This is a genomic window from Bacillus sp. SD127 (genome assembly GCF_058566445.1).
Genome location: NZ_CP191226.1, coordinates 375,557 through 390,883, shown reverse-complemented (window position 1 = coordinate 390,883; position 15,327 = coordinate 375,557). Strand labels below are relative to the sequence as shown.

16 protein-coding genes are annotated in these 15,327 nt (G+C 45.1%); 3 read left to right on the top strand and 13 right to left on the bottom strand.

The features are described from left to right. Positions 1 to 45: 45 nt before the first annotated feature. The 3 genes from ACQVGS_RS02050 to ACQVGS_RS02040 form a co-directional block, all read right to left on the bottom strand. Positions 46 to 546, bottom strand: a complete 501-nt coding sequence (locus tag ACQVGS_RS02050; RefSeq protein WP_024123233.1) for a YwgA family protein — start codon at positions 544 to 546, stop codon at positions 46 to 48. Between the two features lie 36 nt (positions 547 to 582). Continuing rightward, positions 583 to 1,884: an HD domain-containing protein gene (locus ACQVGS_RS02045; RefSeq protein WP_059335166.1), complete on the bottom strand. Its 1,302-nt coding sequence runs from the start codon at positions 1,882 to 1,884 to the stop codon at positions 583 to 585. Positions 1,885 to 2,045: 161 nt separating this feature from the next. Beyond that, positions 2,046 to 2,270: a YuzB family protein gene (locus ACQVGS_RS02040; RefSeq protein ID WP_024123235.1), complete on the bottom strand. Its 225-nt coding sequence runs from the start codon at positions 2,268 to 2,270 to the stop codon at positions 2,046 to 2,048. Positions 2,271 to 2,484: 214 nt separating this feature from the next. Between ACQVGS_RS02040 and ACQVGS_RS02035 the strand changes: the two genes are divergently transcribed. Beyond that, the gene (locus ACQVGS_RS02035) at positions 2,485 to 3,261 is read left to right on the top strand and encodes an RsfA family transcriptional regulator (protein WP_024123236.1); all 777 of its coding nucleotides are present in this window, start codon (positions 2,485 to 2,487) and stop codon (positions 3,259 to 3,261) included. Positions 3,262 to 3,401: 140 nt separating this feature from the next. Here ACQVGS_RS02035 and ACQVGS_RS02030 read toward each other — a convergent pair whose 3' ends face one another. The 4 genes from ACQVGS_RS02030 to pta form a co-directional block, all read right to left on the bottom strand. Continuing rightward, positions 3,402 to 4,292, bottom strand: a complete 891-nt coding sequence (locus ACQVGS_RS02030) for a carboxylate/amino acid/amine transporter (RefSeq protein WP_095712780.1) — start codon at positions 4,290 to 4,292, stop codon at positions 3,402 to 3,404. Positions 4,293 to 4,441: 149 nt separating this feature from the next. Next, complete coding sequence (gene lipL / locus ACQVGS_RS02025; protein ID WP_024123239.1) at positions 4,442 to 5,287, bottom strand: octanoyl-[GcvH]:protein N-octanoyltransferase; 846 nt, start codon at positions 5,285 to 5,287, stop codon at positions 4,442 to 4,444. 47 nt (positions 5,288 to 5,334) lie between these two features. Next, positions 5,335 to 6,234 carry a cysJI operon transcriptional regulator CysL gene (gene cysL / locus ACQVGS_RS02020; protein ID WP_188323357.1) on the bottom strand — a complete coding sequence of 300 codons (900 nt, stop codon included), beginning with the start codon at positions 6,232 to 6,234 and terminating at the stop codon, positions 5,335 to 5,337. 129 nt (positions 6,235 to 6,363) lie between these two features. After that, positions 6,364 to 7,335 (bottom strand): phosphate acetyltransferase, encoded by a 972-nt coding sequence (pta, locus tag ACQVGS_RS02015; protein ID WP_095712778.1) that lies wholly within the window; start codon positions 7,333 to 7,335, stop codon positions 6,364 to 6,366. Positions 7,336 to 7,604: 269 nt separating this feature from the next. Here pta and hemQ point away from each other — a divergent pair, with 269 nt between their 5' ends. Then, positions 7,605 to 8,369 carry a hydrogen peroxide-dependent heme synthase gene (hemQ, locus tag ACQVGS_RS02010; RefSeq protein ID WP_003235942.1) on the top strand — a complete coding sequence of 255 codons (765 nt, stop codon included), beginning with the start codon at positions 7,605 to 7,607 and terminating at the stop codon, positions 8,367 to 8,369. A gap of 132 nt (positions 8,370 to 8,501) precedes the next feature. Beyond that, entirely contained in the window at positions 8,502 to 9,281 is a 780-nt protein-coding gene (gene bacG / locus ACQVGS_RS02005) for an NADPH-dependent reductase BacG (protein ID WP_105954423.1), read from the top strand. 14 nt (positions 9,282 to 9,295) lie between these two features. Here bacG and bacF read toward each other — a convergent pair whose 3' ends face one another. Genes bacF through bacA form a run of 6 tightly spaced genes read right to left on the bottom strand, consistent with a single transcriptional unit; the run spans position 9,296 to position 15,200 of the window. After that, entirely contained in the window at positions 9,296 to 10,495 is a 1,200-nt protein-coding gene (bacF, locus tag ACQVGS_RS02000) for a transaminase BacF (protein ID WP_263463460.1), read from the bottom strand. Positions 10,496 to 10,507: 12 nt separating this feature from the next. Then, the gene (bacE, locus tag ACQVGS_RS01995) at positions 10,508 to 11,689 is read right to left on the bottom strand and encodes a bacilysin exporter BacE (RefSeq protein ID WP_024123244.1); all 1,182 of its coding nucleotides are present in this window, start codon (positions 11,687 to 11,689) and stop codon (positions 10,508 to 10,510) included. Next, positions 11,686 to 13,104, bottom strand: coding sequence for an alanine--anticapsin ligase (gene bacD / locus ACQVGS_RS01990; RefSeq protein WP_095712776.1), 1,419 nt, complete (start codon positions 13,102 to 13,104; stop codon positions 11,686 to 11,688). The genes bacE and bacD overlap by 4 nt, the downstream gene beginning before the upstream one ends. A gap of 20 nt (positions 13,105 to 13,124) precedes the next feature. Then, positions 13,125 to 13,886 (bottom strand): dihydroanticapsin 7-dehydrogenase, encoded by a 762-nt coding sequence (gene bacC / locus ACQVGS_RS01985; RefSeq protein ID WP_024123246.1) that lies wholly within the window; start codon positions 13,884 to 13,886, stop codon positions 13,125 to 13,127. Next, positions 13,886 to 14,596 (bottom strand): 3-((4R)-4-hydroxycyclohexa-1,5-dien-1-yl)-2-oxopropanoate isomerase, encoded by a 711-nt coding sequence (gene bacB, locus ACQVGS_RS01980; RefSeq protein ID WP_106019744.1) that lies wholly within the window; start codon positions 14,594 to 14,596, stop codon positions 13,886 to 13,888. Before bacB ends, bacC begins: the two co-directional genes overlap by 1 nt. Further along, entirely contained in the window at positions 14,586 to 15,200 is a 615-nt protein-coding gene (gene bacA, locus ACQVGS_RS01975) for a prephenate decarboxylase (protein WP_095712765.1), read from the bottom strand. The genes bacB and bacA overlap by 11 nt, the downstream gene beginning before the upstream one ends. Between the last annotated feature and the right edge of the window lie 127 nt (positions 15,201 to 15,327).

Below are 15,327 nucleotides of genomic sequence, written 5' to 3'. Positions count from 1 at the left end.
ATAAAAAAAGCAAAAGAAACGATTCATTTCTTTTGCTTGATATGGTTAACAAATCTGCTTCAGCTCTTCTATGTATTGAAGCGCTTCGTCATATTCTTCATTGGTATACTTTTGCTTGCTTTTGATTGTAAATACCTTCTCTTTCTTTTCCTCAGCCTCAAGCCCGTCAAAGTAAAGAATCGTGGAGACCAACTCTAAAAACCGTGATGAACGGTTGTTTACACTGTCAATATAGTGCTTGATATCAGGCATATCAAGATCGGCGTGGTCTAAAAACGCGGAGCCCGTCTCTGTCAGCGAATAACGGTATTGAAAGTAGCCGCCCTTTTTTTCCTTTACCTCATGCAGGAATCCAAGGTTGCACAGCTCTTCAATTTGGAGCGTCAGTTCCTCCGAATACGGCCCGTAAAAGTGAAAATCATATTTCTCATAGAAAGGAAACTGCATTTTCTTCGCAATATAAATCATTTTTTGCAGCTTCTTTCGCCCGATGATTTCTCCAGAATCCGAGAACACCTTCATCAGTTTTGCATGTTCTTTCAACAAATTCCCGACATCTCCTTTTTCCTTCTTTACCAATTTCTATGTCAGTCCCAGCAGCTGCCGGATTTTCATTTTCGCTTCCGGGTGTTCAGAGCCGTCACAAATCAGGTCCTTCGGATAGTACAGCTTGTGGTCCGTCCGCCGCTTACCGGAGATGGATTCCACAATGGCCGACTGTCTGGACAGCTCTTTGATTTGACCGTTTTGCGTCAAGAGATGGATCGGCAAACGCTCCTCTTCCTCTCCTGGACGGTAAAAATCGTATGGCAGATCTGAAGAAGAATCCACGACCAAATAATAGCTCGGATCGATTCCAGCCTCTTTGAATAATGAGGTCAGCTCAAAATATGCCGACATCTCTTCATTCGGATTAAATTCAACGTATTGGAACAGCTGGCGGTTAATGAATCTGCGGCACAAATCGGATAAAATCGGGTCTTCTTCATCCTCCCATGCCTGGAAATAATACAAAATAATAGATTCATCCAGCCTCAAATAATCCTCCAGCGTCAGTTTCCCTTCAAAAATAGAATAGAAATGAACCGGAGCATGAGTGAACACATAACCTTCATCATGGAGCTGCTTCGCTCTGTGGAGAATCTTCGTTAAAATAACCTCCGCACTTCTCGTCACAGGGTGGAAATAGACCTGCCAGTACATTTGGTAGCGGCTCATAATATAGTCTTCTACAGCGTGCATTCCGCTTTGTTTAATGACGATTTGATCCTCACGCGGGCGCATCACCCGGAGAATCCGCTCCATGTCAAAATGGCCGTAGCTGACGCCCGTATAGTAAGCGTCGCGCTGCAGATAATCCATGCGGTCCGCGTCAATCTGACTCGAAATCAGGCTGACCACTTGTTTGTTTTTATATGTTTTGGCAATGACTTCAGCAACATCCTGCGGGAAACGCGGGCTCACCTTTCTGAGCACCTGATTAACCTCTGTGTCTCCCAAAATGATATCTCTTGTAAAATCTTCGTGGTCAAGATGAAAGACTTTTTCAAATGAATGCGAGAACGGCCCGTGCCCGAGATCATGAAGCAGCGCCGCGGACAAGCAGAGTTCGCGCTCACTGTCATCCCATTCAGGACGGCCTTTAAAGACATCATCAACCATTCTCCTGACAATTTCGTAGACACCGAGAGAATGGTTGAACCGGCTGTGCTCAGCGCCATGGAACGTCAAATACGTCGTGCCGAGCTGCTTGATTCTGCGGAGACGCTGAAATTCGCGGGTTCCGATCAGATCCCATATCAGCTTGTCCCGTACATGAACATAGCGGTGCACCGGATCTTTAAACACTTTTTCTTCTGATAATTTTCCATTTGGATACGCCATCGTCATTCCCTCTTTTTTTTAGCCGTGTTTCTATTATATCGACTCTATTCTTTGAAAACATCCTTGAATTTGTCCGGCGATTTGTTCCATCTTTCCGAAAATCACATGATGTGAAGCAAAAAAGCCTGACCAGAGGGCCGAGGCTATGAAAAAATATGTTTTTACTTTTTTAATTTCTTTTTCACTTTGTCAATCAGCTCATCCTCTGTCGGAGCTGACAGCGGGCGATTGTTTACAAAAGCAAACGATTTTTTCCGTCCGGGCCCGCAATAAGATTGGCACCCTACCTCAACCTTTGCGTCCGGGTCTACTTCTTTTAAACGCGGCAGCAATGTTTTGATATTAGTGGCTTGGCAATCATCACACACTCGAAATTCATTAGCCATGACGTACGCTTCCCTTCATTTCTATGTTCATCTATGTTTTAAACCTAAAATCGCTTTGTCGAAAAAATCACATCACTCCTCATTGTACAAGGATTCGACTGTTCCTGCAAGCCGCTTCAGCCTCCGTATCTCCTATTCTTCCAGCCAATTTGTATAAATATTTTCCAATCTGGACATTCTAATATCATGAAAAGAAAAATGGGAGTTGAGATAAATGACAAAACAGCGCCAGGACGCTTGGTCAGAAGAAAATGATTTGCTTTTAGCCGAAACTGTGCTTCGGCATGTAAGAGAAGGCAGCACTCAGCTGAATGCCTTTGAAGAGGTCGGCGATAAATTAAATCGGACGTCCGCAGCCTGCGGATTCAGATGGAACGCTGTAGTGCGCCATCAATATGAAAAAGCGCTTCAGCTTGCAAAAAAGCAGCGGAAACAGCGCATGAGAGCCCTCGGAAACGGGCAGCCAGCGAAGAAAAGACTGCTATATCAGCCTCCTGCGGTTGATCCCGAAACAATTCAAGAAACTGCAGTGCAGGAGGAGCAGGTGAAACCTGAAACCCCGACTGCCGAAAATGAGAAGCAGGCTTTGATGTCAGGCGAGCACATGCCTTTTGTGGATGACAGCTTTAAGGAAGAGTTAGCTAGTCTATCACACTTATTGTCTCCTCAAACGTCTGCGCCTGAGATGACGATGAATGATGTCATCAGATTCCTGCAGAATTACGAAGGCAATCATGAGCAATCCTCAGCTTTAAAAATGGAAAATGAGCGTTTAAAGAAAGAAAATCAAGAATTACAAAGCAAAACAGAACAGCTGGAAGCAGAAGTTCAAAAACTTGAAAAAGATCAAAAAACGATCCAGGAAGATTATGAAACCTTGGTAAAAATCATGAATAGAGCCAGAAAACTAGTTTTATTTGAAGATGATGAACATGCCTCTCCGTCCTTCAAAATGGACCGGAACGGAAATTTAGAAAAAATGGCGGAATAGCTTTTAAAAACCCCAAAACGATGTCCTGTTTTGGGGTTTTGCCATTAAAAAATCCCCTTTTCCTTTTAGAAAAGAGGATTTTCTGTTTTTGCGGCGGCTCCGTTATTCTTGTAAAATGAGCCCAAGCTTATGCTAATCTATTAAGACACATGAGCCGCTTCAGCTGGCTTTTGCTTGCGAGGCGCCCCTGAAATGACCAGAAGCCCTAACATCATCAGCACGATGCCGAGCCATGAGGAAAGAGAAAGCATTTCACCTATGAAAAACACACCCAGCAATGAGGCGGTCAGCGGCTCAGCCAGGGACAGTGTAACCGCTGCCGAAGCCGGAACGCCGGTGAGCCCTTTTGCAAACAAAAAGTAGGCCGCGCATGTCGCAATTACCCCGATATAAAGGCTCGTTCCCCATCCTTTTGGGGTCAGCATCCAAGAGAGATCCGACTGCCACAATAGCGGCATCAGCAATATGGCGCTGAGCATAAAGACAACAGCTGAGGTAGCTCTCGGCGGCTGTGTTTTCATCATTGATTTACTGATCAAGGTATAACCCGCAAAAGATGCACCTGCTCCAATCGCCATGAGAACCCCTGACACATCAATCCGAACATTGGAGCCGTCTGAAAACAGGAGCCAGCATCCCGCCAAAGCCAATACAGTTGCAATCCACCAGGAATTTCGCGGACGTTTTTTCAAAACGGCCCACTCTAAGCTCCCGGCAATAATAGGCGCACTGCCGATGGCAATCACTGTCCCAACCGCAATCCCTGTTTCTTTTACGGCGGTGAAAAAAAGCGGCTGATAACAGGCCATACAAATCGCTGCTAAAAACACGGGCGGCCAAGACCAATTTTTCACGTGAAGCTCTCGGCTGATCCAGACCACAAGAAGCATGGCGCTGCCGCCTACCAATAATCTGACCGCTCCGAATGCCAGCGGAGTGGCGCTTTCTGGAGCCAGCGCCTGAACAGTGCCGGTTGTTCCCCAGAAAAAAGCCGCGATCAGCACAAACAGGCTGTAAACATTCCCTTTCATTTGCCTCTCCCCTTTGTATGCAGATGCTGCTGTTATTTTATCGCTTTTTTTGCTGTAATTGTTTTCTGTTTATAAGAAAGATTTATCTAAAGACAAGATGATAGCGAAAAAAAGCATGCCAGCCGTATCGGCTGACATGCAAGAGACGTTCATCCAAACACCTTTTCATTCCGTTCTGCCATCCGGACAAGATTTTTCTCAAATTCCAATTCCTCGTCAATGGACAGTCCGGCTGAGTAGAGGTGGGTGCTTAACGCTTTTAATTCCGTAAGCAAAGCAAGCATTAAATCCTGTACGGAGATATCGGTATGCAGAAGCTCACTTAACGATGCCATGGTTTCCGGACGTATATCCGGGTAGACGCCTTTTTTGTCGTTCTGTTTATCCTTCAGGGCGGCTTGATAGAATCGTCTGATCAGATCTGCCCTCTCGCTGCCGCTTTTATCTGCACAGAGATAAATTTGAACGGCTGCACCGCCGCGAAGACGTCTTTGAGAAATGCCGGCGAACTTTTTGCCGTCAATGCTGAGATCATAGCTGCCTGGACAATAGGAGCCCTCAATTTCATAGGCTTCAATCTTTGCCCCGTACGGCTTAAGCATCCGTTTCATCAGTTCCACCATTGCTTCGTATCCTCTGTCTATATCGATGCCCTTCTTTTGGTCCTCGAATATGAGAGAAATATTTAAAACGCCTTCATCCAAAACAACAGCAAGACCGCCGGAATTGCGGACGATGACGCGGTATCCCTCATTTTCCAGCAGGGCAATGCCGTCCTGCAAAAACGGGAGCCGCGTATCCTGAATACCGAGGACAATCGTGTCGTGGTGAACCCAAGAGCGTGCTGTCGCCGGCGACACGCCTTTTCCTACAGAGGCGCACAGCGTATCGTCCATAGCGAAGGATTGCTTCGCGTCAAATAAAGGGCCGAGACTGGATTGGTCAATGACTCTCCATGTCGGCTGCATCAGTAAATCAATCGGTTGGTTTGCCATCTATGTAAAACCCTTTCATGTTAGGCTTATGAACGAAACCTATTATATCATTTCACCCGTGATGATTGAAAATTGCTTTTCAGCATCGTAATGAAAATTTCTTTATTTTTTGTATTCTCCATGAGAGGAGAATGAATGTAAGACAGCTTGCGTTTTAATGAGAAATCTTTAATGTGGAGAATTGAAATGTCACGGTGGATCAAATCCTTATGCAGCACGCTTCTTGATAAGACCGATAAACCCATGCCGCTGATCACCGCTTCTTTTACCCCTTGATTGCTGCTGATGGTGAACATCGACTTCGGCCGCAGTCCGTTCGTGCTGAGCACATGATCGAGATATTCCCTTGTGCCGGAGCCTTTTTCCCTTGTCACCCACGCTTCATTTTGCAAATCGCTGATTGGAATGTCTCTTTTTCCGGCAAGCGGATGCTGGTTTGGCGCTGCGATGCACATTTCATCCTCCATAAACGGTTCAATTTCCAGTTCATTCTCGTCCGTATGTCCTTCAATCAGCCCGATATCAGCCTGAAGCATTCGGACACGTTCGCTTACCTCCTTTGTATTGCCAATCATGACGTCCAGATTCAGCTCAGGATACAGCTTTTGCAGCTGGGCAAGAAGCGGCGGAAGAATATACTCTCCGATTGTAAAACTGGCGGCTATTTTCAATTCACCTTTTACATAATGATGGTGCGCGTAAATTTCAGCCTTGGCCTGCTCGTAGAGAAATACCATTTGCTTTGCCCTTTGATACAAAATGTCCCCTGTCGGTGTTGTCGTAAAATGCTTCGGCGACCGATTCAGCAGAGCCGTTTGAAATTCTTTTTCAAGATTTTTAATATGCAGACTGACGCTGGGCTGGGAAATCATCAGCTTTTCTGCTGCTTTTGTGAAGTTTTTTTCTTCCACCACCGCGATAAAGGTTTTCAGCACGTCGTAATACAAAGGCCCCACCCCTGTCATGAATAAGATTTATAATGATGATCAGTTTTCTTTATTTTACTCATATCATCTGTCCTGGTAAAGAAGGCGCAAAAAAAGCAGCCCTCTGCGAGAGAGCTGCCATCGCTTTTCTTACAGTGCTTGTGCCGCTGTAATTAATGCAAGATTGTAAACATCTTCAGCGTTACAACCTCTTGAAAGATCGTTAACAGGCATATTTAAGCCTTGCAGGATTGGTCCTACAGCTTCAAAGTTGCCTAAACGCTGAGCAATTTTGTAGCCGATGTTTCCTGCTTCCAAGCTTGGGAATACGAATACGTTCGCGTCTCCTTTGATCTCGGAATCCGGCGCTTTTTTCTCAGCTACAGATGGAACGAATGCAGCGTCAAATTGGAATTCGCCGTCAAGCGTTAATTCAGGCGCTTTTTCTTTCGCGATTTTCACAGCATCCGCTACTTTTTCTGTTTCATCAGATTTTGCTGAGCCTTTTGTAGAGAAGCTGAGCATTGCTACGCGAGGATCAATGTCGAACATTTTTGCCGTATTGGCGCTTTCGATTGCGATTTCTGCAAGATCTTGGCTGTCAGGTGCAATGTTGATCGCACAATCTGCGAATACGTACTGCTCATCGCCGCGTGCCATGATGAAGACGCCTGAAGTCTTTTTCACGCCTTCTTTTGTTTTGATGATTTGAAGAGCCGGACGGACAGTGTCGGCAGTTGAATGAGCCGCTCCGCTCACAAGACCCGCTGCAAGGCCTTTGTACACAAGCATTGTGCCGAAGTAGTTCTCGTCTAAGAGCGCTTTTCGAGCCTGTTCTTCTGTTGCTTTGCCTTTGCGGCGTTCTACGAATGCCTGTACAAGATCTTCCATGCCTTCATATGTATGAGGATCATAAATATCAACGCCGTCAAGCGTCACATTCAGTTCTTTTGCTTTTGCTTGGATCTCATTTTCATTGCCGATCACAATTGGATTCAGCACTTTATTTTCTGCAAGCTTGCTGACCGCAACTAAAATACGTTCGTCCAAGCCTTCAGGAAATACAATTTTAACGCCTTTTCCAGCTACTTTTTCTTGCACTGTTGAAAATAAATCTGCCACAATAAACCCTCCTCAAAAAGTTACAAAAACGCTTTCTTTTACTAGCATACTCTTCTTCCAGTCAAATTCAAACAGCCAACTTTTATTATAGCGCTTTCATCAAAAAATCTTATTTTTCTAACTAATTTAAGCAACTGATTCTTTCCTTATATGTTCTCTTATTTTTGAGGAGATATACGAATCGGATGTTCAAGGTTTCTCCACAGTAGAATCGGATAAACTATGATATAGTGAAGGCATTAACGAAAAGATAATAGGAGTGAAGATAAATGAGTGAACAGCAAATGACAAATGAAGCGGCAAAAACGCTGGACGGCTGGTATGCGCTTCATGATTTCCGCACAATGGACTGGACTTCCTGGAAGCTGCTGTCAAGTGATGAGCGCCAGTCTATCATTCATGAATTTACAGGATTGCTTGAAAAATGGGGAGTCGCCCAAAAAGAAGGGAAAGGCTCGCAAACCCTTTACAGCATCGTTGGCCAAAAAGCTGATTTTATGCTGATGATTCTTCGCCCTACAATGGAAGAATTAAATGAAATTGAGCTTGAATTCAACAAATCAAGACTTGCTGAGTTCACCATTCCGGCTTACTCCTACGTGTCAGTTGTTGAACTGAGCAACTATTTGGCGAGCGGCGACGGCGACCCGTATGAAAATCCGCATGTACGTGCGCGCCTTTACCCTGAACTGCCGGAATCAAAATATGTATGCTTCTATCCAATGGATAAAAGAAGATCCGGCAATGACAACTGGTACATGCTTTCTATGGAAGAACGAAGAAACTTGATGAGAAGCCACGGTTTAATCGGACGCAGCTATGCTGGCAAAGTGAAACAGATCATCACAGGTTCAGTCGGCTTTGACGATTACGAATGGGGCGTTACGCTGTTCAGTGATGATGTGCTTCAATTCAAAAAGCTTGTATATGAAATGCGTTTTGACGAAGTCAGCGCGCGCTACGGCGAATTTGGCTCGTTCTTTGTGGGCAACCGCCTTTCGCTTGATACACTTCCTCAATTCCTATATGTATAATTTCTCCTCCCGCCGCAGCTGGCGGGAGTTTTTCGATTCCTATTTGTCAGAATTTAAATAAAATTTGCTATTTTCTCCGTTTTTTTTTACGATGTAGATAATAATCCAATTTTTTCAAAGGGGTGCAGTTATTTGTCAAAACGAACCGCATTTATTATGGGAGCAAGTCAAGGAATCGGAAAAGCAATTGCTCTGAAATTAGCAGACCAGCATTTTACCGTCGTCATCAATTCGCGAGTCTTGGACAATATTGAACCTGTCAAAGAAGACATTTTGGCCAAGCATCCTGAAGCGAGTGTCATTGTCCTTGCGGGTGATATGTCTGACCAGCAAACGAGAGAGGAGATTTTTAAAGAAATTGAATCTCAATGCGGACGGCTTGATGTTCTGATTAACAATATCCCGGGCGGCGCGCCTGACACATTTGATAACTGTAATATAGAGGATATGACGGCCACGTTCACACAGAAAACCGTTGCCTATATTGACGCTATCAAGCGTGCCGCCTCTCTGATGAAACAAAACGAGTTTGGCAGAATCATCAACATTGTCGGAAATCTGTGGAAAGAACCCGGCGCCAATATGTTTACAAACAGCATGATGAATGCCGCTTTAATTAACGCCAGTAAAAATATTTCCATTCAGCTTGCTCCTCACAATATTACTGTCAACTGCCTGAATCCTGGTTTTATCGCTACAGACCGTTACCATCAATTTGTGAAGAATGTGATGGAAAAGAACAGCATATCCAAACAAGAAGCCGTAGAACAGATTGCTTCTGGCATCCCGATGAAACGGGTCGGATCAGCCGAAGAAACCGCAGCGCTCGCCGCGTTTCTCGCTTCCGAGGAAGCCTCCTATATCACCGGGCAGCAAATTTCTGCTGACGGCGGCAGCATGAAAAGCATATAAAAAAATCCCGCTTTTTAGCGGGATACTTCTTCTAATGAGGCAAACGGCAGGTTCAGCTTTTGAATCCGCATGACAAATTCCCGCAGATCCTCCTGCTTCGATACCATTGATATTCTGACATGACGTTTTCCGTTGCTGCCGAAAATTTCGCCCGGCGTTACGACAACATGGGCCTGCTCCAGCAGGTAGTCAGAGAATTGATGAGAAGACTCAAACATTTTTGGAATTTCAGCCCATACATAAAATGTTCCTTTAGGTTTTTCTATCTTCCAGCCCAGTTCTTTTTCACAAAGCTCCGTAAAAAAGTCAATCCGTTCCGCATAGATGCGTTTCAAGCGATCTGTTTGTTCCGGATCTCCTGACAGCGCCGCACTGGCCGCCTGCTGCAGTCCGCCGAACATGCCGACAAAGACGTGATCCTGAAATTCATTGACCGCTTGAATGATCTTTTCATTTCCGACGGCAAACGCCATTCTCCAGCCGGCCATGTTAAATGTTTTTGAAAACGAATAAAGCTCCGCGCCCACAGTTTTTGAGTCCTCCGCCTGCAGGAAGCTGGCCGGTTTTTTATCAAACTCAAATGCGCCGTACGCAAAGTCATGGATCAAATGAATCTGGTGCTCTTTTGCAAATGCGGCCGCTTTTGCATAAAAAGCCGCATCCGCCACAGCTCCCGTCGGGTTATTCGGATAGTTCAAAAACATCAGCTTCGCTTTTTGTAACACAGCGGAATCTATTTTCTCAAAGTCAGGCAGATAGCCGTTTTCTGCGTGCAGCGGCATTTCGTGCAGCTCTGCTCTTGCCATTGTAATACCCGAAAGGTATTCAGGATAGCCCGGGTTCGGGACCAAAGCGATATCTCCCGGATTGAGCAGGCATTGTGTCAAAACATACAAGCCTGCTTTTCCCCCGCCAAAGAGCGCCACTTCTGTTTCAGGATTGATTGTCACTCCGTATTCTCTTTTATAGAAAGCGGCAATCGCTTCCTTCAGAAAGGGATAGCCTCTGAATGGCCCATACCCGTGGAAAGAAGGGTTCACAGCCGCCTCCTGCAATGCCTGCACGATATGCGGCGGAGTAGGAAGGTCAGGGTTCCCCTGTCCAAGATTAATGACTTGCGCCCCCGTTTTTTCCATTTCTTTTACCTTTTGAAAAACGAGAGAAAATTCTTGCCTTGGAAGTGTCTTGATGACGTCGGACGGTGTTATTTCCATCTGAAAGACTCCTTATAAGTGAATTTGCTCAGTTTTTTTATCCCGTTCCAAAAAAGACTTGTTCACCAGCTTCGTATGCAAAAACAAACCGCTTACCATGATAACAATCAGCCCCATGATGACAGGAGCCTCTAATACGTTGATAAGCATGGAACCAATCGAAATGCACAAGCCAATAGACGCTTCAGCCACCGAAAAAATACGCCCTTGAATCTGGTTCGCCGCGTTTTCCTGAACTTTAACCTTTGCAAGCACTTCCCCATATTCCATGGCGATGAAAAAGAGAATGGCAGCAATGACAGATACAGCAAAAATGGGCGTGAATAAAAACAGCGCCAGCGAGACGATTGATAAAATGGTAAAGTACATCAAGCCTTTATTGTTGTTAAAGCCCCACTTGCTGACAAGCGCAGCTCCGATGAAACCGCCGAAGCCGATGCAGAAGGTAAGGATAAAGTTGCCGATCTCCCCGTCACCCAAAAAGCGGCTGACAATCGGAAAATAGCTGTACACGATCCCCCAAAGCATTGCCATCGTAATCATCGTAAACATGGCGTTTAACACGAATGAATTGGTTTTGATTTCCTTCAGCCCTTCTTTAAAAGACTGAAAGGCTTCTTTTATATTTTCAGACTGAATCGGGACAAATTGCAGCTTAATTCGCCTGATAAAAAACGCTGAAACCAGGTATGTCACACCGTTAAAGGCAACAGCCATCTCTACAGACCCGGCTAACAGGAATAACCCTCCGGCGGCCGCCCCGACAATGATAGAAATGGTCGTGGCTTTAGCGAATAAGGTATTGATATTTTTAATATCTGATTCCAGAGAAGACATGACCGCGAGACGCGCCGGATTAAAAAATACGCCGCTCCCGTAAGAGACAAACAGCAGGGCCAGAAAAACCAGCGGATACTCGCCTTTTGGGAGAAAGGTGAGCCCCAAAAAGATGATGCCCCTGATGACATCCGTCCACAGCATAATTTTAATTCTGTCCAATCGGTCAACGAGCACCCCTAAAAACGGCTGAAACACCATCGGAATGCTTCTGACCGCAATGACTCCTGACGTCACCCAATAATCGTGATAATATGTAGACAAAATGAGCAGGGCCGGGAGAACACAATAGTCTCCCATAAACGAAAGCGCCTGCCCGTAAAGCAAGTATTTAGAATTTGGCTTTAACTGTTTCATACCGGCAGCACATACTTCGCAGTAAGCTTTGCATGCTGCTGGATGTGTTTAATTGAATCGGCTACATCCTGGGAATTGCTTCCTTTCAGTTCAAATGCGGCAATGGAATTGAAGGCTTCAAACAGGCGCAAATCAACAGACGTACCTGGTGCCGCAGCCGAGAAAGAAACAAGTTCCGTATCTCCTTTCAGCAGCCCATCCGGAATGTTGATGGATTCAATGATCATATCCTCCGCCGCTTCAGGAAGCTGCCCGTTTTGTTTGAAATGCTCCGGGTACAAATGACAGTCGGCGATATAGCAAGGTTCTTGCTCCAGCAATCCATCCGGAAGATCGGCGTCTTTTCCGAAACAGAGAACATCCAGCAATAATTGCGCCATGTCGACGCCGAAGACCTTTTTAATATTCGGAATCATATTCCATCCGGCGAACCTGGCCGCAGACTCTATTAAACCGGCTTCTCTATTTTTCATTAACTTGATTTCTGTATGTGTCGCGCAGTTTTCCAGCCCAAGCCCTTCATTTGCTTTTTTGGCCGCTTCAATAATGATCTTTTTCGCTTCATCATCCAAGATGGACGGCGTGATATGCGATGTTTCCGTAAACCCGATTTGCGGTGTTTTGTCATGAATCGCGACTGGAAAATATTCTCCGTCCGCCATGATCCCTTCTATGCTGATATAGTCGGAGTATCCCTCGGTTTGATACCAGTCCGGGTATTCACCCTGTAAAAACTCCTCCGCAATAAACGGGGCTTCAAACGTAACCGCCTTCGGCACATTAATGGATTTCAGGTAGTCATTCACTCTGTTAAACTCGGCTTCTGCTGTTTTGGTGTCCGTAATCAGCGTCACGCCGATTGAACTCGCCAAGTATGTCGGTTTTAAGATGAGCGGCGTGCCGATCTCTTTCAGCGCGGAGCGGAAATCTTCAAGGGTTGTGACCCGTTTGTTTTTGATTGTTTTGACCCCGGCTTTATTAAACGCTGCCCTCATTTTATTTTTATCTCTGGCATTTTCGGCAGCTTGCACACCCGCTCCTCTTAAGCCGAGACGTTTACAGGCTTTCGCCATCGGAGCGATGAATAATTCATTGTTTGTTGTGATGGCTTCCGCTCCAAACATTTCGGCAACCTTGACGATTTGCTCGACTACCTCTTCTTCGGGTTTGTCATGATCCTCATGCGCCCAGTAAATGGAATCGGGATGCTCGAAATCTGTGATACTCTGAAAATAATCTTTATCCTTTATGACCGCGACCGAGTATTTTTCAATAAGTGCCGCATGGGAAGCTGTAATGGCAAATGGTCTCGGAATAAAGCTGACCAGGTTATATTTTTCAGCAGCGCTTTGATAAAACATATGCGGCGGGCAGCCTCCAAGATCAGCGATAACCAAAACTGTTTTTCTCTCCATATGTAAAACACTCCTTCTCTCTATTGTGCGGTATATCCTCCGTCTGCGGTGATGGCGCTTCCGGTCATGTAGCTTGATAAATCAGAGGCTAAAAACAGCATAACGTTTGCTATTTCTTCAGGTTTTCCGAGTTTTAGCATCGGATTCACCTTCGCCTTTTCTTTCTTGATTTCTTCAAGTGTGCCTTCATTATTTTCCATAAAGGATTTCTCATTTAACGGCGTATCAATAATCCCCGGACATACACAATTAACGCGGATTTGATGTTTGGCGTAATCAACAGCCATTGACCTTGTCAGCTGCAACACGCCGCCTTTGCTGGCGTTATATGCCGGGATATCAGGCCATGCCACGACTCCGCCGACAGAGCACGTATTAATGATATTGCCCTTGCCGGCAGCCAGCATATGCTTGAGTGCGTGCTTGCTCATTAAAAACATGCCCGTCAGATTGACTTGGAGCACCTTATTCCAATCGCTCAGCTCCATCTCATGAATAGGCGCCACGATTTCGATCCCCGCATTATTAATTAAAATATCTAATCCTCCGAATGTATTGATTGCCGATTGAACAGCGTGCTGGCAGGCAGCTTCGTCTGTTATATCTGTTTGCACAAAGTGCAGCCGGTCATTATTTTCTTGCCGGACCATTACTTCTCCCTGTGCTGCATCAATATCCGCCACAACCACATTTGCCTGCTGGTTCAAAAAAGCTTGAACCGCGGCATAGCCGATGCCTGATGCGCCTCCTGTTATGAGGACGGTTTTATCAATGAGGTTCATTATGATTCATCCGCCTTTATCTTTTTCATTTTTGCTCTGTTGTAGCGCGGCGGAAAGAAGATGTTAATGGATTGAGATTCTTTTTCAGAACGGTTGATGGCACCGTGGTCTTCACGAGGTTCACAGAAATAGGCGGTGCCGAATGTCATATCCACTGTGCAGCCTTCAACGGTCATATCATATCCGCCGCCGATGCAGATGCCGATTTGTTCATTGCGATGTTTATGGAAAGGCATTTCGCCGCCGTTTCCAGGAATCTTGGCCAGCATAATTTCTATCCAATCCTCAACAAAGAACGTGACTTCCATGCCAGGCAATAAATCTCTCGTTTTGAAAATATTCAAAAAGTAGTCTTCAGGACTTGTATACGTTTCATCAGCTTTATACCGTTTAATATCAATGGCAATGACTTCTTGGTCTGTTTCATTTCTTGCTCCGTGAGGCACATGCGGCGGCGCAATATATGCCGATTCCAAGGCTGTCATTTTTTTTGTGACGTCTCCGACAGTCATGGACAGCTCGCCTGAAACGACCATGCCGATTTGGACTTCCTTGTGCTGATGCGGTTCAACGTTCGTATGCGGCGGAACGTAAGACATTAGCACTTCAGTATCGCCGCGGACGGTGGAATACTGTCTCACTCCGTTCTCCCACTCTATTAATTTTGGTGTCGGGAAATAAATCTCCTTCACATCTTGTTCAGTTTTCATAATCAACGTCTCCTTTTCCGAATAATGACCAGCTCATAGGAATGCTTTTAAATGTCTTAACAAACTTGAGCCCGTATTTTTGTCTTGCCAGTTCATTGGTTAAAGCAATGTCAGAAAGACCTTCTTTTACTTTTTTTGCTGCGGCGCTGGTTGAGTTGACCAGCTCGAACCTGACGTCTTTCCGGGTAAAATATTTAATTAAATTGATAGGTGATGGGTGTGAAACAATAATAGATGTGTCAAGCATGTCGTCGCTGAATGTGAAATCAGGACGGACAGCCAGGCCGTACATCGGTGTATCGCACCTGAAGATTTGCAAAAGCTGCAAATCCGGCCTCATGTAGAAATGTTTAATGCCGTCATAAGCATGTGGAACGATGGTGTATTCCAGCGGGCTTTGAAGAGTCCTTTCGATGCATGATTCAAATGTATCATGCAAAGATAATTTACTGTTTAGCCCTTGGAGAAGAGTAAAATTAGAGATGAAATGTTTTGCTGCGTACTCACTGCTTGTCCCTTCTGGGCCGAGCGTGTTGACTGTAATCAGTTTTGATATTGAATAAGCTTTGTTTTTTGTCTGAATGCTATTATCCAATATAATCATGAGCACCAACCAATCTTTTAAATTTTAAGTAAATTTTATCCAGCGGAAATCGAACTGTCAACATTTTTTGAAAATACTGATAATTATTCCCATACAAACAGAAAAACCCTTAAGAAAGGGTTTTTTG